Origin of the sequence: Micromonospora sp. NPDC049497 (assembly GCF_044465805.1) — a bacterium.
Classification (GTDB): domain Bacteria; phylum Actinomycetota; class Actinomycetes; order Mycobacteriales; family Micromonosporaceae; genus Micromonospora.
The window spans coordinates 152672-167883 of sequence record NZ_JBITMC010000009.1 but is presented as its reverse complement, the minus strand read 5'-3'; the positions used below and the strand labels follow the sequence as shown (position 1 = coordinate 167883).

At 71.3% G+C, this 15212-nt stretch carries 16 protein-coding genes; 3 read left to right on the top strand and 13 right to left on the bottom strand.

Annotated elements, in window-relative coordinates; genetic code table 11:
* Positions 1–25 precede the first annotated feature (25 nt).
* Together ACIBR0_RS15360 and ACIBR0_RS15355 are read left to right on the top strand one after the other, a co-directional pair.
* Positions 26–745 carry a phosphatase PAP2 family protein gene (locus ACIBR0_RS15360; RefSeq protein ID WP_396715988.1) on the top strand — a complete coding sequence of 240 codons (720 nt, stop codon included), beginning with the start codon at positions 26–28 and terminating at the stop codon, positions 743–745.
* A 145-nt stretch (positions 746–890) separates the two neighbouring features.
* A protein-coding gene (locus ACIBR0_RS15355) for an IS5 family transposase (protein ID WP_396716072.1) occupies positions 891–1768 on the top strand; the annotation gives its coding sequence in 2 pieces (ribosomal slippage) (positions 891–1284 and positions 1284–1768; 879 coding nt in all).
* Between the two features lie 18 nt (positions 1769–1786).
* Here the strand turns inward: ACIBR0_RS15355 and ACIBR0_RS15350 are convergent.
* The 6 genes from ACIBR0_RS15350 to ACIBR0_RS15325 all read right to left on the bottom strand — a co-directional run bounded on the left by ACIBR0_RS15350 (position 1787) and on the right by ACIBR0_RS15325 (position 7150).
* Positions 1787–2965, bottom strand: coding sequence for a MarP family serine protease (locus tag ACIBR0_RS15350; protein WP_396715986.1), 1179 nt, complete (start codon positions 2963–2965; stop codon positions 1787–1789).
* Positions 2966–3069: 104 nt separating this feature from the next.
* Positions 3070–3762, bottom strand: a complete 693-nt coding sequence (locus ACIBR0_RS15345; RefSeq protein WP_396715984.1) for an NUDIX hydrolase — start codon at positions 3760–3762, stop codon at positions 3070–3072.
* On the bottom strand, positions 3759–4397 hold the full coding sequence (locus ACIBR0_RS15340) for a TlpA family protein disulfide reductase (protein WP_396715982.1): 639 nt from the start codon (positions 4395–4397) through the stop codon (positions 3759–3761). The genes ACIBR0_RS15345 and ACIBR0_RS15340 overlap by 4 nt, the downstream gene beginning before the upstream one ends.
* Positions 4394–5182, bottom strand: coding sequence for an endonuclease III (gene nth / locus ACIBR0_RS15335; protein WP_396715980.1), 789 nt, complete (start codon positions 5180–5182; stop codon positions 4394–4396). The genes ACIBR0_RS15340 and nth overlap by 4 nt, the downstream gene beginning before the upstream one ends.
* Before the next feature lie 82 nt (positions 5183–5264).
* The gene (locus ACIBR0_RS15330) at positions 5265–6431 is read right to left on the bottom strand and encodes a CapA family protein (RefSeq protein ID WP_396715978.1); all 1167 of its coding nucleotides are present in this window, start codon (positions 6429–6431) and stop codon (positions 5265–5267) included.
* Positions 6432–6487: 56 nt separating this feature from the next.
* On the bottom strand, positions 6488–7150 hold the full coding sequence (locus tag ACIBR0_RS15325; RefSeq protein WP_396715976.1) for an adenosylcobinamide amidohydrolase: 663 nt from the start codon (positions 7148–7150) through the stop codon (positions 6488–6490).
* A 217-nt stretch (positions 7151–7367) separates the two neighbouring features.
* Between ACIBR0_RS15325 and ACIBR0_RS15320 the strand changes: the two genes are divergently transcribed.
* The gene (locus tag ACIBR0_RS15320; RefSeq protein ID WP_007073398.1) at positions 7368–8045 is read left to right on the top strand and encodes a Crp/Fnr family transcriptional regulator; all 678 of its coding nucleotides are present in this window, start codon (positions 7368–7370) and stop codon (positions 8043–8045) included.
* 64 nt (positions 8046–8109) lie between these two features.
* On the opposite strand, the gene ACIBR0_RS15315 is transcribed toward ACIBR0_RS15320, so the two are convergent.
* The 7 genes from ACIBR0_RS15315 to ACIBR0_RS15285 all read right to left on the bottom strand — a co-directional run bounded on the left by ACIBR0_RS15315 (position 8110) and on the right by ACIBR0_RS15285 (position 15123).
* Positions 8110–8898, bottom strand: a complete 789-nt coding sequence (locus tag ACIBR0_RS15315; protein ID WP_396715974.1) for a M15 family metallopeptidase — start codon at positions 8896–8898, stop codon at positions 8110–8112.
* Positions 8899–8910: 12 nt separating this feature from the next.
* Positions 8911–9327 (bottom strand): hypothetical protein, encoded by a 417-nt coding sequence (locus ACIBR0_RS15310; RefSeq protein WP_396715972.1) that lies wholly within the window; start codon positions 9325–9327, stop codon positions 8911–8913.
* A gap of 332 nt (positions 9328–9659) precedes the next feature.
* Complete coding sequence (locus ACIBR0_RS15305; protein ID WP_396715970.1) at positions 9660–10280, bottom strand: DUF6114 domain-containing protein; 621 nt, start codon at positions 10278–10280, stop codon at positions 9660–9662.
* A gap of 18 nt (positions 10281–10298) precedes the next feature.
* On the bottom strand, positions 10299–10916 hold the full coding sequence (locus ACIBR0_RS15300; protein WP_396715968.1) for a DUF6230 family protein: 618 nt from the start codon (positions 10914–10916) through the stop codon (positions 10299–10301).
* A gap of 211 nt (positions 10917–11127) precedes the next feature.
* A complete protein-coding gene (locus tag ACIBR0_RS15295) occupies positions 11128–11613 on the bottom strand; it encodes a poly-gamma-glutamate biosynthesis protein PgsC/CapC (protein WP_357029071.1) in 486 nt (161 codons plus the stop codon).
* On the bottom strand, positions 11610–12851 hold the full coding sequence (gene pgsB, locus ACIBR0_RS15290; RefSeq protein ID WP_396715966.1) for a poly-gamma-glutamate synthase PgsB: 1242 nt from the start codon (positions 12849–12851) through the stop codon (positions 11610–11612). The genes ACIBR0_RS15295 and pgsB overlap by 4 nt, the downstream gene beginning before the upstream one ends.
* A 1-nt stretch (position 12852) precedes the next feature.
* On the bottom strand, positions 12853–15123 hold the full coding sequence (locus tag ACIBR0_RS15285) for a HAMP domain-containing protein (protein WP_396715963.1): 2271 nt from the start codon (positions 15121–15123) through the stop codon (positions 12853–12855).
* Between the last annotated feature and the right edge of the window lie 89 nt (positions 15124–15212).

The following is a 15212-nucleotide window of genomic DNA, read 5'->3' as shown; positions in this document are numbered from 1 at the left end:
TCAGCGGGCGGGTAATGGCCGGCCCATGTCCTTCACGGTGCTCCAGGGTGTACGACGGGTTCTGCTGCCGGTGACGCTCCTGCTCGCCGTCATGGTGGCGCTCGGGATGCTGGTCACCCGGGTCTTCGCCGGGTCCTGGCCCTTCACTCTCGAACACGGGGTGAACAGCGAACTGGCGGCGGACCGGACGTCCGGCTGGAACCACGTGTCGCTGGTCTTCAGCACGCTGGCCAGCACCCAGATGATCGTGGTCGTGACCGTCCTGGTGGCGCTGTTCCTCCGGCTGCGGCTGCGCCGCTGGCGGGAGCCGATCTTCCTGTGCGCCGCGGTGAGCGCCCAGGCGCTGATCTTCCTGCTGACCACCATGGCCATCGACCGGCACCGCCCGGCCGTGGAGAAGATGGACGTCTCGCCGCCCACGTCGAGCTTCCCCTCCGGGCACACCTCCGCGGCGGTGGCGCTCTACCTGGGTATCGGGCTGCTGCTCGTCCTGCGGGCCCGGAGCACGCGGACCAGGGTGGCCTGGGGCACCCTGCTCCTGCTGGTGCCGGTGGGTGTCGCACTGACCCGCATGTACCGGGGCATGCATCACCCGAGCGACGTGGTGGCTTCCTTCCTCAACGGCGGGACCTGCGTGCTGATCATGGCGCGCGCGATCCTCGACCGGAGCGTCCGGTGGGGCCGGGCCAAGCTGTCACCCGTGCCCGCCGATCGGGCGGTCGCGGGCCAGGTGGCGAGGAGCTAGGGCCTGTGTCGAAGTCGGTGCCGGGGCTTGGGCTGTTGGGTGAGGATCTTCGCGTGTCGGTGGTCGAGATGTAGCGAGGTCTCCGGTATCTGGTTCAGCGACCAAGCAGAACCCGAACACCGGAGACCTCGTGGACACCCTAGCGGTGGCGAGGCGGCACGACTTGACCGACGCAGAGTGGGTGGCGCTGGAGCCGCTGCTGCCTGCGGGGCGTAGGCCAGGTCGGCCGCCGACATGGACGAAACGGCAGCTCATTGATGGGATCCGGTGGCGGACACGGGTCGGTGCCCCGTGGCGGGACGTCCCGGAGTGCTACGGATCCTGGGCTGCGGCGTACGGGCTGTTCCGGCGTTGGCAGCGTGATGGGACCTGGGCGAAGATCCTGACCGTGTTGCAGGCGCTGGCTGATGCGGCGGGACGTATCGTCTGGGACGTGTCGGTGGACTCGACGGTTGCCCGGGCTCATCAGCACGCCGCCGGGGCGCGTAAAAGGGGGATCTGCAGGCCGAGCCGCCGGGCGGGGTCACGGTTGAGCCGATCGATCACGCGCTCGGTCGGTCGCGGGGTGGGCTGACCACGAAGCTGCACCTGGCCTGCGAGCAGGGGCAGAAGCCGTTGTCGATCGTGTTGACCGCTGGGCAGCGCGGGGACAGCCCGCAGTTCATGGCGGTACTCGACGGGATCCGGGTGCCCCGCCTGGGCGCGGGTCGGCCCCGGACCCGCCCGGACCGGGTCTTGGCCGACAAGGCGTACACGTCCAGGGCCAACCGCCGCTACCTGCACCGACGCGGCATCGCCGCGACGATCCCCTCCAAGGCCGACCAAGACGCCAACCGGCTCAAGCTGGGGTCCAAGGGCGGCCGGCCACCGGTCTTCGATCCCGAGCGGTACAAACAGCGTCATGCCGTGGAGTGCGGCATCAACCGGCTCAAGGGCAACCGGGCCGTAGCGACCCGCTTCGACAAACTCGCCGTCCGCTACGAAGCCACCGTTCACATCGCCGCAATCAACCAGTGGCTGTAACCCACTTCGACACAGGCCCTAGGTGCACTCGCCGGTGGCGACCGCCCGGGTCCGCTCCGCGCCGGTCAGGGCGACCGGCCGGGCCTCGGCGGCGGTCACCGCGAAACCGGTGTTCGGATCGTCCGCCGCCGCCGCGAAGATCACGCCGAGCACCAGCCCGTTGGAGGAGACCAGCGGGCCGCCGGAGTTGCCGCTCTGCACCAGCGCCCGGATCGTGTAGATCTCCCGGGTCACGTTCCCGCCCGAGTAGATGTCCGGACCGGTGATTCGGTCGATGTCCCGGACGCGTGCCGACTGGGCGTTGTACGGCCCGTCGAGCGGGAACCCGAGGACGATCGCGTCCGCCCCGGTGCCCGCGTTGCCGGCGGCGAACCGCATGGACGGACCGGGCAGGCCGGGCACGTGCAGCACGGCCAGGTCCCGGTCCGGGTCGTAGACGACGACCTTGCCGTCGTACCGGTCGCCGTTCAGCTCGACGACGGTGGAGCGGGTGCCCGCCACCACGTGCGCGTTGGTCATCACCCGGTCGTCCGCGTACACGAAGCCGGAGCCCTCGATCCGGCGGGAACAGCTCGGTGCCGAGCCGAGCACCTTGACCACCGACCGCTGGCTGTTGACCACCACCTGGGAGCCGGCCAGTGCCGGGTCGGGCGGGGACACCTGTCGGGCCCGGGTGGGCGCCAGATCGCCGAAGACGTCCGGGAAGCCGTTCGTGTCCACCGTGTCCCGCAGCGCGGTGGACAGCTCCTGCGCCTGGTCGGGCAGGACCCGGTCGACCACGGTGAGCAGCGCGCTGTTGCGGACCGAGGAGGCCAGCCAGGGCAGCGACGACGAGCCGAGCGGCACCGCGACGAGCCAGGCCACCAGGAGCACGGCGAAGAGCGAGACGAAGGCCCCGCCGATGTCGTCGGCCTGCCTCCCGACGTCACTGGTGATCGTCTTGCGGAGGTGGGAGCCGAGCCAGCCGGCGAGCGCCTGGCCGACCACCGCCAGCCCGAAGACCGCGACCAGCGAGATCAGCACGCGGGTGCCGCTGTCGACGAACTGCTGGGCCATCAGCGGCCCGAGCTGCAACCCGATCAGCGCCCCCAGGAAGAAGCCGGAGAACGACAACACCCCGATGACGAAGCCCTGGCGATATCCGCTGATGGCGAACACGAGCATGAGCAGCAGCAGTACGAGATCCACGGCGGACACCCGTCAAGCGTACGGGCACATCGCCCGCGAGATGACCATCGCTTGCGGAAGGTGACCGTCCGGTCGGCGCACGGGCATCCCGGGAGGTGGGTCCGCCGGCCGGATCAGCGGACGCGCGTCTCGTCGACCACGTCGGTGCCCGCCGACGGCGCCGGGTCCGCCCCGGTGGGCGGCAGTTCGACCACCCGGCCACGCGGCCACGGTCGCGCCCAACCGCCCATCTCCAGGAGCGTGGAGAGCACCCCGGCGGTGAACCCCCAGACCAGCATCCCGCGGGCGGAGAACGCCGGACCGATCCAGCCGCTGGGATGGCGTACGCGCATCCGGTTCTCCGGATCGACCAGCTCGGTGACCGGAAGCCGGGCCACGTGCGCCACCTCGGCCGGCTCCCGGGGATGCACCGGGTGCGGCTCGTGCCACCACGCGAGGACCGGGGTCACCACGAAGTCGCTGACCGGGATCCACAGCTTCGGCAGCTCGGCGAGGACGGTGACGCTGGACGGGTCGAGGTCGACCTCCTCGTTCGCCTCGCGCAGGGCGGTGGCGGCGGCGTCGGCGTCACCGGGATCGGCCGCGCCGCCGGGAAAGGCCGGCTGACCGGCGTGATTGCGCAGGGTCGCGGCCCGCTGGAGGATCAGCACGTCCGGGCCGCTGCCGGGCTCCTCGCCGAGCAGCACCAGCACCGCGCTCTCCCGGCCCCCGGTCTCCGGCGTGGCCAGGCGGGTGAAGTCCTCCGTGCGCGCGCTGCCCAGCCGGGTCAGCAGCGGGTCGATCCAGTCGGGCGGCTGCCGCGTCACGCCGGCACCGCCACGCCCAGGTGCCGCCGGACCAGCTCGGCGAGGCGGGCGTCGTCCAGCGCCCCGGAGGCCTCGACGTGTCGGACGGTGCCCTGCCCGTCGACGAAGACGGTCAGCGGGATGGCGTTGCGCTCCAGTGCCCGCTGGAACGCCTCGCCCTGGTCGACGACCACCGGGAAGCGGACGCCGAAGTCCTCACCGATGGACTGCGCGGCCTCGCGGCCGTCCCGGCTGTTGACGCCGACCACCCGCAGTTGGCCGGCGGCGCGTTCGCTCAGGCGCTGGAAGGCGGGCAGCTCCTTGCGGCAGGGCGGGCACCAGGACGCCCAGACGTTGATGACCGCCGGCCCGCGTATGTCGCGCAGCGCGACCGGGGTGCCGCCGGTGAAGCAGGGAAGGGACAGCTCGGGCAGCGCCTTCCCGGTGCCGGGGCCGGAACCGGCCGGCGCGGTGGAGGCGGGCGGCGCGGCGGAGGGCAGCGGGGCGCCGAGGCCGGCGCAGTCGGCGAACGGCGACGGTCGGCTGTTCGCCGCCTTCTCCCGGCTGGTGGCCACCTCGCCGGTGTCGGTGGAGGTGGTGCAGCCCGCGACGGCGAGCAGCGCCGGGACGAGCAGCAGGGCGAGTCGCTTGCTCACGGCACGTCCGCCACGGCCGCCTGGGCGGGCACCAGGTCCGGGTCGACCCCGGCGGCGACCGCCAGGTCCCGCGCGCGGGGACCCTTGAGCAGCTTCGCCGCCGCGGCGGGCTCGGTGGGGCCGGTGCCGTACGACGGGCAGAGCTTCGCCAGCGTGCAGGCGCCGCAGGCGGGCTTGCGGGCGTGGCAGACCCGCCGGCCGTGGAAGATGATCCGGTGCGACAGCATCGTCCAGTCGCGCCGGGGGAACAGCGCGCCGATCGCGTGCTCGATCTTGACCGGGTCGGTCTCGGTGGTGAGCCGCCACCGCTGCACGAGCCGCTGGAAGTGGGTGTCGACGGTGATCCCCGGGACGTCGAAGGCGTTGCCGAGGATGACGTTGGCGGTCTTGCGGCCGATGCCGGGGAGCGTCACCAGGTCGGCGAGCCGGCCGGGGACACGGCCGTCGTACCGGTCGACGAGCGCCTGGCCGAGCTTGATCAGCGAGTCGGTCTTGTTGCGGTAGAAGCCGGTCGGCCGGATCAGCTCCTCCATCTCGCCCCGGTCGGCCCCCGCGTAGTCGGCGGCGCTCGGGTAACGGGTGAAGAGCTTCGGGGTGACCTCGTTGACCTTCTTGTCCGTGCACTGCGCGGAGAGGATCGTCGCGACGGCCAACTCCAGGGCGTTGGAGTGGTCGAGTTCACAGTGCGCGTCGGGGTGGGTCTCGGTCAGCGCCCGGCCGATCCGCCGGGCACGGCGGGTACGCCCGAGGTCGGTCTCGCCGGCGCGAGCGGAGCTGGTGGTCACGCCGGCCAGCCTACGTCGCCGGACCGACCGGTTGCCGCGTCCACGCGGCGGTGCGGGCGGTGGGCGGCGACGCCTCGGCGGTTCAGCCGCCCGCCGGCGGGCTGATCTTCCCGGAGTCGTCGAACCGCGCCCCGGTCTTCGGGAAGTCGTCGGCGCTGAGGTCCCGCACCAGGCCGAGGCCCCGGTCGTCGGCGTCCATCGTCGGCTTGCCGGCGTCGTTCATGTACGTCGAGACGAACGAGCCGCCGGCCCACGTCCCGTCCGGCTCCAGCGACACCTTGAGCACCCCGCCCCAGCCGAGCCGGCCGTCGTTGTTGAGCGAGTTGCCCCCGCCGGCGAAGTTGCCCAGGCTGTACGCGATCAGCCGGCCCTTGTAGAACTCCATGCCACGCAGCACGTGCGGCCCGTGCCCGACGATCAGGTCCGCTCCGGCGTCGATCATCGCCTTGGAGAACTTCACCGGGTCGCCCCGGTTCTCGCCGAGGAAGATCTCGCTGCCCGGCTCGACCCGCGTCATGGCCGCCCCTTCGGCGCCCATGTGCACCTGCACGACCACCACGTCGGCCATGCCGGCCGCCTCGGCGATCACCTTCTTGGCCGCGGGGATGTCGGTCAGTGGGTTGGACCACACGTACGAGGAGAAGCCGGCCACCGCGACCTTCACGCCCTTGACGTCGACCACGGTGATCTGGTCGGGCGCCCCGGTGTGCGCGAGGTCGTACTTCTCCAGGGCGGCCTGGGTGTTCTCGTAGCCCTTCGGCCCGTAGTCGTAGCCGTGGTTGTTGGCCTGGTTGAGCAGGTCGAACCCGGCGTCCCTGAGGTGCGCCGCGTACTCCGGCGGGGCCCGGAACTGGAAGCAGCGGGTCGAGTTGGGGCCGCACTTGCCGGTGCCGGTGTCGACCGTGAGCGGCTCCTCCAGGTTGCCCATGACCAGGTCGGCCGCGAGCGCCTTCTTGACCGAGTCGAAGAAGCCCTTGCCGCCGTTGGAGGGCAGCCGGTCGGGCGCGTTGCCCATGATGATGTCGCCGGTCGCGGACAGGGATATCGCCGCCGCGCCGTCCGGCTCGGGGGCGCCGCTCGTGGCGACCGGGGCGCCGGTGCCACCGCCACCCGCCCCGGGTTGCCAGACCGCGCCGGCGTCGGGCTCTTCCCCGGCACAGCCGGTGGCGAGCAGGGCCGACAGCAGCACACCCACCGCGAGCGCCAGCCGGCGACGCGGGCGGGTCGGAAGGGAGGCGGCAGAGTACATCGCCCGCGACCCTACCGGGCGGTCGGCGCGCCCACGAGAGCCGATCGGTGCGAGATTCAGCCCGCCAACCGGTCCGACCACGGGACCACGGTGCCGACACCGCCGGCGGTGACGGCGGCGTGCACCGCCCGGGCGAGCGGTGCGCCCCAGGTCGAGCGCGGCCCGCCGTACGCCGACTCCGGCCCGCCGGTCGGGCAGAGGACGGTGACCGCGTCGGTCGGGGTTCCGGTGCCGGGCAGCCCCAGCTCGGCGATGGCCTGGGCCTTCGCCTCGGTCGCGGTCGCCACGGCGTTGACCAGGGCCGCGACGGAGAGCCGGGCCGGCACGTACGCCACGATGTTGACCGTTCCCACCCGCTGGGCCAGCGCGGCCGGCGGGGGCGCGGCTGCCTGGACCGGCGTGCCCAGCCCGACGGTGGCCCAGACCCGGACGTCGCCGTCGTCGCGGCCCACCACCTCCGCCACGTCGACACCGGTCAGCAGGCCGACCCCGGGCCCGTCGAGGCCGAGCTGGTCGGCGAGCCGGGCCAGGTGGTCGGCCGGGTCGTCCCGGTCGTACGACATGGGCACGGTCGCGTTGACCACCCAGTTCCGTGGACCGAGCCCGCCGCCGAGTGGCGCGGAACTTACCGTGAGTAGCGGGCTTTCGAGGCGCCAGACCAGCATCGGCACGTCCCGCCCATCCTCGCGGCGGGTGGTCAGCAGGGGGTCGCTCAGCACGTGATGACCCTACGACCTGCGTGTTCGTCGGAGGGCCGGCACCCGGGCGGGCGCGCGATCGTACTGCCCGACGACGTCCGGGGGGTTACGTCCACCGATCAAGATTCCAGGGGTGCACCTCTGATCGCCGCTCACGTGCGCCTAGACTGGCCACGCGCGAGGGATCAGCGGACGGCGGACCCGGCCGACGGACGGCACGCGCAGGCGGAGGTGCGCGATGGACGAGGTACTGGCCCGCAGCGGGATCTTCCAGGGCGTCGACCCGGAGGCTGCCGAGGCGCTCGCCAAGGAGATGGAGACGATCGAGGTCCGCAAGGGCGAGGTCGTCTTCAACGAGGGCGAGCCCGGCGACAGTCTCTATATCCTGCTGTCCGGCAAGATCAAGGTCGGCCGCCGGGCGGCGGACGGCCGGCAGAACCTGATCGCGGTCATGGGGCCGTCGGACATGGTCGGTGAGCTGTCGCTCTTCGACCCGGGTCCGCGTACGGCGACCGCCACGGCGGTGACGGACACCCGCCTGGTGCGGCTGCGCAAGCAGGCCCTGCGCCCGTGGCTGAACAACCGGCCGGAGATCGCCGAGCAGTTGCTGCGGGTCCTGGCCCGGCGGCTGCGCCGGACCAACGACTCGCTGGCCGACCTGATCTTCACCGACGTGCCCGGCCGGGTCGCGAAGAACCTGCTCCAGATGGCCGGGCGCTTCGGCACCCGCGACGGGGGCGTCCTGCGCGTCACGCACGACCTCACCCAGGAGGAGATCGCCCAGCTCGTCGGCGCCTCCCGGGAGACCGTCAACAAGGCTCTGGCCGATTTCGCCTCGCGCGGTTGGCTCCGGCTGGACGGCAAGAGCATCATCATCCTCGACCCGGAGCGCCTGGCCCGCCGCGCCCGCGTCTGACCCGTACGGCATCGTCCGGTCCGGACCGTTCCACGGTCCGGACCGGACGTGCCCGCGTCACCGGTCAGCGCGTCGAGGACCGGGCCACCGGCAGGTCGAAGTACCTGTCGGGCCACGGCTCGTCGCGGTGACGGAAGTGCCACCACTCGCTGTCGTAGTTGACGAAACCGGCGTCGGACATCAGCCGCCCGAGCATGCGGCGGTTGTCCCGCGCCGGACCGGTCACCTCGGTCGACCCGGTGTGTGCGAGAGGGTCGAAGCAGTCGAAGCCGGTGCCCATGTCGACGCTGTTGTCGGGGAACCGTTGCCGCTGCGGTGCGGTGCAGGAGACCAGCGGCTGTCCCGGGTCGAAGGCCGGTTGGCTGCGGGGCGGCACGTCGACCAGGGTGATGTCGACCGTACTGCCCCCGCTGTGGGACGTCGGTGCGCCGATGTAGCCCCTGGCGAAGAGGTCCGATTTCGCCACCCGGGGATGGAACTCGGCCCGCATCCGGTCCTGCCCCGGTTGCCGGGCCCAGGTGATGAAGTCGTCGACGGCCCGCTGCGGGCGGTAGCAGTCGTACACCTTGAGGCTTCGCCCCCGGGCGAGCGCGGCGTCCTGCGCTCTGCGCAGCGCCTCTGCCGCCGTACGGGTGAGCAGGCAGAGCGGTTCGGCATAGCCGGCAACCGGTCGACCCACGAAGTTGTGTGCCGTCGCGTACCGGATGTCGGTGAGGATGCGCGGGTCGACGTCGGAGAGGACCACGAACCGGGCCTCACGGTGTGCCGCCGCGGGCAGCGTGGCCCCGGTGGTCGGGTGGTGGGGACCGACGGCGGCCACCACGACGAGCAGGATCGCGAGTGCCGTCCGCATACCTTCTGTCTATCAGCCACCACCGCGCTTCCGTGGGGGTATCGGGGTCCCGCCCGCGCGGTCGAGGGTCGCACCCGTACTGACCACGCCACCCTTGATGAAGGCCACGTCGATGGCCGGCTCGGTCAGGGTCGCCGAGGCGTAACGCATTGACGCGAGTGGATCAGGGACGGGCAGGTGGGGCCGGAGGGTGATCTCGATGCCCAGCAGACGGCCGACGAGACGCGTGGCGTAGAAGGCGGCCCCGTCCTGCACGGTCAAGCGGCTGGCCGGAGCCGGTGGCCGCCGCGTAGATCCTGCCGCACCGGACGGTTCCATGCGGAACTCGTCGACCACCGCACTCTGCGCCGTGAACTTGAAGACCGTGAGGGGGCCGTCAGCGGTGGGAAGGTCGACGACGCCCTCGAGGCGTAGGTCGGTCATCGTCATCTGGGATCCACTCAGCCGCCGGGGTTTGGCCGCCACCAGTGGCTGTCCCGGATCGAGGGTGATCCGCGGCCACGGCGTCGGCCGAGGGCTACCCGTGGAGGGAGCGGGGGACGGCGTCGCGCAGCCCGCCGGCGGGGTCGACGGCGGAGGGCCGACCGTGCCGGCCGGCGGCGACGCCGGGGCGCAGGCCAGAGCGGATCCGGGCCCGGTCAGCGTCGCCGCGGCAGAGAGGCCCAGCAGTCCCAGGAGCACCGCGACGATCGGCAGGTCCCGTTGCCAGGGCGCCGAGGGTACCGTCGGCTGAGCCACCCGCCGGCCGCCCCTGCTCGCCATCAGCCGTCACGCGAAGGCCGGTTGCCCGCGCCCGGCCCCTTGGAAGCGGTGTCGCCGGAGGCCGGAGCATCCTGGTCCGGGCCGACGGCTGGGTCACCATCCGCCCGATCGTCGGTGGACGTTTCTGGGTCCGGCTCGCCGCCGGCGTCCGAACCATCGTCGGCCGCCGTGTTCTCGGACGGCGCGCTCCCGGCAGCCCCGCTCTCGGCCGGCGCGTCACCAACCGGCTGCCTGCCCGGGACCCAGGCGAACCCGAGGCCGCTCCCGATCGTGCCGAGCACCGCACCGAGGAGGAAACCGCCGAGGTTGATTCCGATCAGGCTGTAGACCGCAGTCACCACGGCGACCACCGCGTAGAAGATCCGCTGCTGCGGAGTGATCCACATCAGGAGCCCGCACGCGAGCAGGATGGCGGGTATGAGCCAGGACAGGAAGCCGGTCGGTCCCAGCTGGAAGGTGAGGCCGCTGAGCGACATCTGGGTCGTGCCGAAGATCTCCAGACCGGCCAGAGCGGTCAGGAGCCCGCCCCAGAACGGCCGGCTCCGTCGCCAGCGGCGTAAGGCATCCCAGGGACCGAGGTAGCGGTTGAATCGGCCCCGAGGCGGTTTGGCATCTGCCACGTGCACCTCCTGTCAGGCTCAGAAACATTCCTTCGCGGCTTCCCCGACGTTGACCTTCAACTCGAGTCCGCGGAGATTGAACGTTTGCGCGGAGATCGCGCGGGCCACCTGGCGGAGGTTCGTGATGGTGACGGCGTCGGCCTGCTGACCGAAAGCCCCCGGCTCACCCCTCGCGCCCGGGGGGCCGCCCTCCAGCGTCGACGCGTCCTGCCCGATGTTGATGTCCCGGAACAGCACATCGCCCTCCAGCGACACCACGTCGATCACCAGATCGCTGGCGGTGGCCGGTCGGCCTTCGTCACCCGCGGTGATCTTCAGGACCACGGGGGCGCCGGGCGTCGGCACCTTGACCGACTGGCAGAGGTTGACGATCTCCGCCTCGCGGATGCCCGTCACCGCCACCGGATTCCTCGTGCCGTCGACCTCCTGGGCGATCCCGCCGTACTGGACGAAGCCCTCGCCGCGCAGTTCGGTGGCCGAGACCTTGAAGGTCTGGCTGGACACCGCGAACGAAGCCGCCACCGCGCCGTTCGCGACGCCGAACACGACGGCGGTTGCCACGGCGGCGGCCGGCACCGTCAGCGCGGCGAAGCGCCGCCACCGGGTGCGACCTGGGTTCTCGTACTGGTCCTGCACGATTCCTCCTCGGTCTTACCGAGCGGAGTGATCGGACAGGGTGGCTTACCCACATCTGACTCGTCTACCGCTGCTGCGGAGGCATTTGCGCTGCCAGCGCCGGCCTGTCGACCGCGACGGAGGGCTCACCTCGGACGCTACCAGCGCTCGCCGAGCTGTCACTCCAAGTGACGAATGTCGGCGGTCACCGCGTTGTCGACCTCTCAGCCGATCACGTCACCGGCACGAAGCCCGCCACGACCCCGCTGTACGCCAGGCCGAACGTGATTCCCGTGACCACGACGGTCGCCAGGACGGTCGCCTTCGGTGGCTGACGCACCAGCTGGTACGCGATCAGCCCGGGAATGACGAAGCCCAGCGTCTGATGGGCGAACAGCAACGGCAGGTCCCGTTGCACGATGACGAAGAGGGTGAGCTGCAACAGCACGCTGAGCAGCACGATCGCCGCGAAGAGCCGTTTCCCGTAGAGGATGACCACCCGCTGGAGCACGAGAGTGAGCAGGTAGGTCAGGATCGTCATCCCGAAGATGATCACCGCTTGCAGCTGGTCCTCGATCAGGGTCAGGGCGATCCAGCCCGGTGTGATCATGCCGCCGGGCGAGAGGTTCGTGGTCAGGTAGCACAGCAGCGCGAACACCAGCCCGATACCGAGGCTCGCGGTCGCCAGCTGAGCGCTGAGTTCACCACCGAAGTTCATCGGTCGATCCTTTCCCCGGTCGTCTTCGGGAGCATGGAGGCGGATGGTGAGCCGTCCTCGCAGGTCCAACCCGGCAGGCCCGCCAGTTCGTGGATCAGCACCTCGCCCTGCCCGTGGATGTTTCCGACGGCGACGATCGAGGAGTCGGCCGGCGTGGCCTCCGTGACCGCCTTCAGCAGCGAGTCGGGGGCGAGCTTGCCCCCGATGTCGACGATGCGGTCCTGGAGCTCCGCCGGCACCCGCATTCGCGCGCTCTTGGTGACCTCGCCGATCAGGACGATCTTCTCCGGCTGCACGCGGCCACTCATGTCGCCCATCTGACCGTTGCGTTCGATCCGGTCCGGCCGGCAGTTGATGACCATCGTCAGGGGGCGGGTGATGAGCCGCTGGTCCTGCAACTGCTGGATGTTCATGAGCGTGGACTCCGGGTCGTTGGCGGCGAAGACGTTGGCGAACCGGAGCTTCTTTCCATCACTGATGACGCGCGCCACGGACAGCGCGCCGGGGTCGGGCGGCGCCTCCCACATGCCCTTGAGGGCACTGTGTCGATCGACGCCCAACTGTTCGGCCACGGCCAGGGCGATCGCGACGTTCTCCTTGAAGGTGATCCACCCGAAACCGTCCATCTCCTTGTCGGAGACCGATTCCGGGTCGACGGCGATGAGGTGGCAGTCGCGCCGGTCCGCCTCCTCCTGCACGATGTCCAGGCGTTCGCGCTCGGCGGTGATGCAGATCCCGCCCACGGGCATCGACCTGCTCAACGATCGCGCGACGTCGTCCAGGGTGGGTCCCATCTCGGCGAGGTGGTCCTCCCGGACGTTGCAGAGCACTCCGATGTTCGAGCGGATCAGCTTGCTCTGGTTGGTCTCCTGCAGCGCGGGCATCACGGCCATGCACTCGATGACCAGGGCATCCGGGTGGTAGACGGCTGCCCGGCGAACGATGCCGATCTGCTCGACCACGTTCGCGATGCCGAACTTGCGGTGGACCGGCTCCTCGGTGGCGTCGGGGAAGATGAAGCGGGCGGCGGTGCCGGTGGTCTTGGCCACCACCGTGCGGCCACCGCCACGGAGGGCGCCCGCACACAGCCGCGTGATCGAGCTCTTGCCCCGGATGCCGTTGATCAGCACCCGGTTCGGGATCCTGGTCAGGTTGCGGTAGTGGTTACGTTGCTCGACGACCCCCCCGACGAGCAGAGCCAGGCAGCAGAGAACGAGTACGAGGTAGAGGTACGCCACGTCAGCTCCTCTCGTTTCGGTCGGCGTGCTCCGGGCCGGTTCGGGGCGGAACCTCGGGAAGCACGGCGGTCGCGTCGTGCTCCGGGCCCCGCAACCGGGTGGCGCCGCCCAACCGGGACGAGCCGGCCTGACGTACCTGCCGGCAGACCTCGAGACAGACGGCCAGAGCGCCGATGTCGTCATGCCGTTGTGGCGGGATGGGCGTGTCGAGCGATCCGGCAGTGATCCTGTCCGCCGAAGCGGCCAACCGTCGGAGCGGACGTGCGAACACGAAGTACTGCCACACCTGCGTGAGCACCACGACGCCGGTTACCGCGGCGGCGACGAGCAGCGTCCACCGTCGGCCGTCACTCTGTGGGAGTCGCAGTCCGTTCAGGTCCTGCTCCACGACGAGGGACCACTTGAGACCGCTGACCGTGTTCGGTGTGTTCAAACCCGCGGCGGCGATCAGGGCCGGCGTCCCGTCCGGCTTCGTGGCCCGACCAACCGTTCCCCCCTCCAACGACCGGGCCGCCGCACCGCGCGCAGTGCCCTCCAACTCCTCGAAGGCCCGGAACCCCTCTGAGTCGAACACGGTCCGCAGGTCCTCGTTGACGACCCGTACCTGTCCGTCGACCGCGCGCAGCATCCCCAGCAGGTAGTCGATGTTGAACTCCCCGACGGTCGCGACACCGTTCGCCCCGACCTGGAAGGCGTACACCACCGGCAGCCGCGCGACCTTGTCGTCGAGGTCGATGCCCGCCGCACCCTTCAGCGGCTCCTTGCGGAGCGGCTCCCGCCCGGCGGACGTCACCGTCTTCCCGTCCGCCCCGATGAGGTACAGGCTGCGGAACCGCTGCCGGTCGGCGAGCTCGTGCTCCAGCATGGGCTTCACCTGCTCGGGGCTGCCGGCTTCGGCTGCCTGGGAGGTGCGGATGACCGTCTCCAGACCGTTGTTCAGCGCCTTGCCCAGCAGCGTGCTGGCCGCCTCCGCGCGGCTCTCCTCGTCCCGCACGAGCTGTTGGGGCAGTGACGGCTCAGGCTCACGCAGCGTGGCCGCCGCCGCAGCCGCCGGCCAGAGGAGCGCCACCACGGTGGCCAGGGCGAGGCCCTGGGTCACCGTCGGCCGCCAGCGCCACCACCGTCGCCCGGCGCCTTCCCCGGACGGATCGCCCGGCGGAGGACCGAGCGCCCGCGCGATGCGATGGGCCTCGGCCACCAGCAGCGGCCTCCGCCGGTCGGGCACGGATCCGCACGCTATGTCCTTCGCCTGGGCGAGCAGCGACCGTACGGGGACGACCAGGGCCAGCCGCATCAGGAGAAAGCTCGGTACGGCCATGAGCAGCAGCGTCACGCCGATGAGCACCCCGCGCGGGAGCGAGGTGCCGCTCATCTCGTCGGCCACGATCATCGTCGCCAACGTCACGCCGGTCTCGCCGACGGGAGCGGAGGACACCACCAGCTGCTTGTCGGACCATTCCGCCACCCGGACGGGGCGACCCTCGCTTGACGTCGAACCCGCCAGACCACCGAAGACCACCGGATGGTGGACCTGGTCGACGGCGCTGACGCCCTGCATCAGGGTGCTCTTGCCGTCCGGCGTGAGCACGAAGACGCCCTGCCGGGCGCTGGGGTTGAGCCGCAACTCGTCCACGTCGAGCGGTTGGACCGCGAGCAGGGTCCGGGAGCCGTCCAGCGCGAGACCGCGCACCAGCGCGGGGCCGTCGGCGGTGGTGACGGGGAAGGTGCCGCTGGCCGGCAACACCGGCGGGAGGAGTTCGAGCGGCAGCCCGGGACCGTGGGTCGCCAGCGGGCGGCGGGAGGCCGTCTCGACGACCGCGGCCCCGTTCCAGGTCGATCCGTCACCCACCACCTGCTTGAGCAGCTCCGGGTCGGGCGTGGCCGGGTTCCTCGCCGCGATCCGTTGGTCGAGTTCGTCGATGGAGTGCTGGATGGTCAGCCGGGTGCTGGCGGCCACCTTCGACACGTTGTCGCGCTGCGAGTCGATCACCGCCGGGGGCACCGCGCGTTGGCTGTGGACCGCGAACCCCAGGACGATCGCCGCGGACAGGACCATGGTCGCCCACAGGTAGAGCAGGGACGGCCTGGCGGAGCCGGCGGGAAACCCGGCGGCGGGCAACTGTTGGTCGAGTGCTCGTCTCCGCCACGCGAACATCTGCTCCTGCGGCAGCGCGTTGGCGTCAGGTGTCGCGACCGGAGCCTGGCCGCGATACCTGTCCTGGTCGGTCCGCCGGTCCGGCGCGGACTGATCATCTCCGCCGGTGCTGCTCATGGCGAATTCCTCCCTGACGCGATCTCGGAACCAACGCCGTCTCGATCATGGAATGCGGTGGGGTGAGGAGGGCTCACCCCACCCAGGTG

Bases quoted from the DNA above. Each gene is read 5' to 3' on its own strand.
- ACIBR0_RS15360 (WP_396715988.1), top strand. From the start codon at position 26: ATGTCCTTCACGGTGCTCCAGGGTGTACGACGGGTTCTGCTGCCGGTG.
- ACIBR0_RS15330 (WP_396715978.1), bottom strand. From the start codon at position 6,431: ATGTACTCTGCCGCCTCCCTTCCGACCCGCCCGCGTCGCCGGCTGGCG.
- ACIBR0_RS15320 (WP_007073398.1), top strand. From the start codon at position 7,368: ATGGACGAGGTACTGGCCCGCAGCGGGATCTTCCAGGGCGTCGACCCG.
- ACIBR0_RS15315 (WP_396715974.1), bottom strand. From the start codon at position 8,898: ATGCGGACGGCACTCGCGATCCTGCTCGTCGTGGTGGCCGCCGTCGGT.
- ACIBR0_RS15310 (WP_396715972.1), bottom strand. From the start codon at position 9,327: ATGACGATGACCGACCTACGCCTCGAGGGCGTCGTCGACCTTCCCACC.
- ACIBR0_RS15295 (WP_357029071.1), bottom strand. From the start codon at position 11,613: ATGAACTTCGGTGGTGAACTCAGCGCTCAGCTGGCGACCGCGAGCCTC.
- ACIBR0_RS15285 (WP_396715963.1), bottom strand. From the start codon at position 15,123: ATGAGCAGCACCGGCGGAGATGATCAGTCCGCGCCGGACCGGCGGACC.